At 41.9% G+C, this 5,777-nt stretch carries 4 protein-coding genes and 1 pseudogene; all 5 read right to left on the reverse strand.

Annotated features, from left to right (window positions below; genetic code table 11):
• Nucleotides 1–142 precede the first annotated feature (142 nt).
• The gene (locus ACEQ1T_RS25565; RefSeq protein WP_370225356.1) at nt 143–523 is read right to left on the reverse strand and encodes a hypothetical protein; all 381 of its coding nucleotides are present in this window, start codon (nt 521–523) and stop codon (nt 143–145) included.
• 119 nt (nt 524–642) lie between these two features.
• Nucleotides 643–1,398, reverse strand: coding sequence for an NRDE family protein (locus tag ACEQ1T_RS25570; RefSeq protein ID WP_370225357.1), 756 nt, complete (start codon nt 1,396–1,398; stop codon nt 643–645).
• A 219-nt stretch (nt 1,399–1,617) separates the two neighbouring features.
• The gene (locus ACEQ1T_RS25575) at nt 1,618–2,718 is read right to left on the reverse strand and encodes an AI-2E family transporter (RefSeq protein ID WP_370225358.1); all 1,101 of its coding nucleotides are present in this window, start codon (nt 2,716–2,718) and stop codon (nt 1,618–1,620) included.
• Nucleotides 2,719–3,218: 500 nt separating this feature from the next.
• Nucleotides 3,219–4,412, reverse strand: a complete 1,194-nt coding sequence (locus ACEQ1T_RS25580) for a PDZ domain-containing protein (protein ID WP_370225360.1) — start codon at nt 4,410–4,412, stop codon at nt 3,219–3,221.
• Nucleotides 4,413–4,655: 243 nt separating this feature from the next.
• Nucleotides 4,656–5,777 (reverse strand): annotated as a pseudogene (locus ACEQ1T_RS25585) (S41 family peptidase); the annotation flags it as partial.

Raw genomic sequence — 5,777 nt, forward strand, 5'->3', positions numbered from 1 at the left:
AATCAAGACCGTTTTCAAAGTAAATTAAACGACCTTTCCCCGATAGAATATCGAGAAAAGGCCGCAGCTTAGTATACTCTTTTTTCAATGTCTACTTGACAGGGTTATGTGCATCAATCTTAAAAAATAAATCTTTTTTTATTTACCTTTTAATAGCATCAAGTAGCTCCCTGATTTCCTGTATATGTAGATGAAATTCTTCTTCTATTCCATCTTCAAAAAATTCCTCTTTATCGGCTGTCTCTAATAAATCTTTCACTACTTCCATTTTTAAATCAGGTTTCCAAAACGGCGTTTCAGTCGTTCCTTCAATTGTCACTTTAACCGATTGTCCATTGTATTTACCTCCTTGCAGACAATTATGCTCTGCACCCCGAACAGCTACTATAATTTCTATAATTGATTGCATATTTAACACCGTTTTTAACAATTCTTTTAACACATATTTCCTAGTGTCACCACTAATTGTTCTTTTGTTAAAACCTATGCTAAAACTGTTGCTATTTTTAATATTAAAACTCAATAATCCTTCTGATAATAACAAAAAAACAAGCGAATTTAATGCTAATTCGCTTGTAAGAACATCTGTTATTTAAATATTTCCACCTTTGAACTGAACTACTTAATGCCTGAGCTGGCTTCTTATTTTTGAAGGATAAACTCCTGATCCTGCCTATCATCCCCTATATGTACCCTTTCCTTGTAAAAAATCTCATCCTCTGACATAAGCATCACTGTTGAACTCCTGGTTCCGTAGCCATCGCTTTTGATAAATAAAGGAGACAGAATCCGCTCACACTCAAGTGAAACTCCTGTTTTCGGAAGCATGTCATCAGGGGCAGGTTCTGCATTCTGGAGAAGTGTGAACAAGTCTTCTGTAAAATCCCCAGATGCATGATCTATTATCTTAGATAAGGCCTCCTTCCCCTTTTCCACCTTTGGCCACCCGGTATTCAGCACATGATTGCTGACCCCATACACTCCTGCTGCAAGCTGCTCTATTCTATCTTCCACGTTCGAATAATAAAAGAGCTCCTCCAAATTGCCTGCAAGAAGATTATATCCGGGATAGCTGCTGCGATGTTCAGATGCTATTTTCATAAAATCAGCAGGCGAAGCACTGCCTTTCAAGAAATCTGCCACCAGATCCCCTCTTGACCTCTTTCCATCTCTCACTTCGTTCGGATCGCGGTAATTTGTAAGAGCTGCAAATCGTCCATTCTTAGTGACACCCATCCACGTCCCCATCTTGCTTAAATCGCGTCCAGCCAGAATAGAGGGATGGTCCTCCCAAAAATGGGCCGGTGCAGTCGGGCGCTCAAAAAATTCATCGCGATTAGCAGCAACGATAAGCTTGTATACGGGATGAACTTTGTATGCGAAAAGGATTAAACACATTTGGATCACTGCTTTCGATTTATTTTAACTTGTAAAAAACCCGCCTTAAAAGTGTGAGATGTTAGATAAATTATAATACATGTTAGATAACATAGTGATCATGGTAGATAAATCTTATAACATGCTGGATAAACCCAACAGGTTGTAACATATTGATGAATTATGTTAGATAAATCCAGCAATAAAAAAAGCCCCTTCTCTTAAAAGGAGCTACTCAATTTAAGTTACCGCTTCGTCATTCGCTGTCTTCCTCGCCCTTAAAAATCTAACTGTATTCAAAACAATCGTTTTGGTCACAGCATAAGTAGGTATTGCCAGAATCATGCCGAGGATGCCGGCAAGATTGCCTGCAACCAGCAATAGGATGATGATGGTGGCTGGATGTGTGTTTAAGGTTTTTCCGAGAATTAGCGGCGACAGCACATTCCCTTCTATCTGCTGGGCAATCACAATGACCACGACAACCAGGAATGCTTTAGTCGGTGAGTCAAAAAGTGCAACGATAACAGCAGGTGCACCACCAAGAAACGGTCCGACATAAGGAATGATATTAGTTATGGACACAATAAGCGCCATGACAAGTGCATATGGCAGGTCAATGACTAAATAGCCGATAAACGATAGTGTTCCCACAAACAAGGCCACTGTAATTTGTCCTTGAATGTAAGAAGAAAGTGTTTCTCCTGTTTCTTTAAGTGTTTTAACTCCCTCTTCCCTGTATGAAGCAGGCAGAAATTTGGAAACAGCTGCCGGGAACTTATCGCCATCCTTGAACATATAAAACAGCAGGAATGGCACCGTTACAATTGTGATCGCAATATTGGTGACCAGGCTGACAATTCCTGCTACCCCCTGCGTAACGCGGCTTGGCAGGGTATTGGCATATTCCATAATGCGGGCTTCAATTTCTTCAAGCGATACGTAGTCCTGCGTCAAAAACCATTTAAACTCTTCGGTGTTTGACATTGAATTAACAAAGTCTCTTGTCGTTTTCGCATATCCCGGCAGGTCGTTGAATAATTCAGTCACCTGTCTGCTGATTAGCGGAGCGATGTTGCCAATAACCAGCATCACCAACCCAATAACTGCTGCATAAATGATCAAGATCGCTGCCGTCCTGGGCACCTTATAGCGCTGCAGCAATCTTACCAGCGGGTTCAGCAAGAAATATAGGAATCCCGATATAATGATTGGAAAGAACAAGGTAGATACAAATATGCCCACCGGCTCAAACAGAAATGAGATTTTTGTTGATACATAAATAATGGTTAAGATAAGCAGCAATTGCAAAGTCCAGTACTGCAGTTTTTTCTTTGCCACAATGTCACCTTTTTCTTTGAATGGATTAACTAAAGAATATCATATTCGTGTGTTTACTCCTAAGAAGATGCTACTTCTACTACGAATGGGGATTGAAAAGGTTTCGAAAAAAATTCATCCATATAATTAAAAATGACACCCCACAAATTAGATACATTCACTCATAAATATCTCAGTTTTTGGTTTCAATCCATCTGACCAAGGGTATAAAGAACTACAAATTCCAACTTTCCTCACTTAAAAGCCAGGAGTGAACAGACACATGAGTACAATAGACATTTTCAAGAAGGAACTTCTATTACTGACAGGCGAAATGGATCGCTGTAAAAATATAAAGATAAAAAAACAAATTTTTAATGATATACTTCTCATCCAGAATGCAGTCCAGAACTTACTCTAAGCTGCTCTTAAATTAGTATCCACTGCTTTCCTTCCTCACCTGAAGAACAAAAAACCAGCATCCATTGGCTGAAATACTGGTTTAGAAGTTATTTTCAAGATTACACGGCTTCACTATCCCATTTCTTCTCTTCCTGCACAAACAGCAGCCCAAGTTCGTGATGATCCCCTTCATAAAGAGCGCGCTGGACGAAGCGTACCTGGCCGTTCACATCAAGAACCTCAAGTTTGCAGTGAGCCCCGTTCTTTTGCAGCGCTTCATAGAAGCCTTTTTCATCATGGATTTTCACACCATTAACTTTTGTAACAACCTCTCCCACTTGAAGAGACATTTTATCAGCCGGTGAATCCGGAACTACTCCAAGCACCATGATTCCCTGATTGCGCTTGGAAAAGTAAAACGGTGCCTGATCCTCTGTCATTCTCTGGCGGAGAGAGATGAATTCACGCCCAATGATAGCAAGTGCTGCTGCTCCCACAGCTGCAAGCGGATACCAGTAGCCTGCAGATGAAATTAGCAAAAGGAGTATGCCAAACACGCTGATTCTTTGTCCAAGCAGTGCTGTTGCCTCTTTAGGAAGAGTGCCCTGGATCCGCTGGTAAAAACCTATCGAAAAAGGAACCAGAATGAGCGAATACGTTTCCCCGCCAATCGGGATCGCTGGCCACCAATCAAACGGCATCTGCAGTGCCTGACCGGGAATAAGCAGAAACACAGGCACCATCCAGAGTCTTTTTGATTCATGAATGCCAATGGTCTGGCCCCGTTTACTCTTTACAAGCCTGGGAGATGTGCCTTTCCGGCCGTTTCTTATAATCAGGAAGCCTTCTGCTATAACAAGAAGAGCAAGGAGAACAGTTATGGATGGAAAGATGGAAGAGTCAAGGTCTGCTGATGTCTTGGCGAATGATGGCAATGGCCATTTCTGTTCAGCAGCAAACATGGTTGCGAAAAATGCAAAGCCCAGGGTATAAACAGGCGCCATCCATCTCACTTTTGCCGTAAAGCTCCACAAGAACGTTAGAGCAGCAGTAAAAACAATCGTTTCCACTGGTACGATAAGTCCTGCACCGACCATCACGATACTCACTGAAAGACCTGCCAGGATCCCAAGAGGAAGAAGCTGCCTCAGCTCAAAATAAGCATTTTCCGCACGAACTGAAAAGTCTTTGCGCTCTCGCTTTACACGGGAAACCCCCAAAAATGCAGCTGCAAAAAACAGGTAATAAAATACCGGGTTCAGCAGCAGCTTTCCCGTTCCTTTTAAAAACTCAAAAATCCACTCCTCTATCAAACTTGCCACCAGCCTCTATAAATAAATTCTCATGAATTATGTAACAAACAGAAAACTCTATTACTCTTTATTCTACCAAAAGCGTCTTCCAAAACCTATCCCAATCTGGCACAAATACAAAAAATAGCAGAAGGAAAATCCCTTCTGCTATATAGCGGGTGACAGGCACCTAGACCAGTACTAGACCAGTTATATAAGAAATGATGTTTTCGACAAAAACCGGGTGGTGCCTGTCACCAACTATTATTTTGCAATATATCTCAGAGCCGTTTGCAGCTGAAGGTCATTCTGCTCTTTTTTCATTTCTTCAATGGCTGCTTGTTCGAGCGCTGCTGCTGTTTTTTTGTCTATCCGGCCGGTTCCTTCAAGCTCTTTTTGCTTCTGAAATGCTTTTACAGCAGCTGCAGTGGAATCATTGAAGTAGCCATCCGTCCGTCCTGGAGCATATCCAAGGCCCGCCAGAATTTCCTGTGCATTCTTCACCATTTCATTATTCATATCGATGGCCAAAGGCTTCTCCACCTGCAAAGGATGCGTTTGGTAGATGTCTGGCTGTTTGACCTCGAGGGTTGGTTTGATTCCCTTGTTATGAATCCAGTTTCCGTCTGGTGTCAGCCATTTAAACAATGTAAGCTTGATATTGCTGCCATCTCCCATCGGAACTGGCTGCTGAACTGTGCCCTTTCCAAATGAATTTTCACCGATTATGGCATAACCCTGCGCTTCCTTTAAAGCGCCGGCAAGAATCTCCGATGCAGAGGCACTCCCTTTATCTACAAGAACAGCAATCGGATAGGTTTTAGGCTTTTCAAGTGTGGAGAAATACCTCATTTTTTCTCCATCTCGTTTCTCTATCTGTAAATATGGCTTATCAGCGGTAACCAATTCTTTCAGGATTTCCTGTACTGATGTCAGGAGACCACCGGGATTTCCGCGCACATCGATTACAAGCCCTTCGATCCCATCCTTCTCCATTTCACTCAGCTGTTTTGCAAATTCCTTGGATGTCTCTTCGGAAAATGAGGTGATTTCCAGATATCCTACATTTTTCCCTCTTTGCTTCTTGATTTACGAGAATACCGTAATTTGTGGACTCTCATCTCTCTTTACTTCTACCTTTAAAGGTTCCTTAAGTCCCTGGCGCGCAATTTCAAGTTCTACTTTTGTGCCTTTTTTGCCGCGGATCTTCATGGTAGCTTTATATAAATCAAGACCCTCTACACTTTCCCCATCCACTTTTAAAATTTCATCCTTCGGCTTCAGCCCTGCTTTTTCAGCTGGTGAATCTTTAAATGGTGCAACAATGATTATTTTACCTTCCACCATGCTGACTTCTGCCAGATCGGAAGAGCACACGTCTGAACT

Origin of the sequence: Cytobacillus sp., from assembly GCF_964223445.1 — a bacterium.
Taxonomy (GTDB): Bacteria; Bacillota; Bacilli; order Bacillales; family Cytobacillaceae; genus Cytobacillus.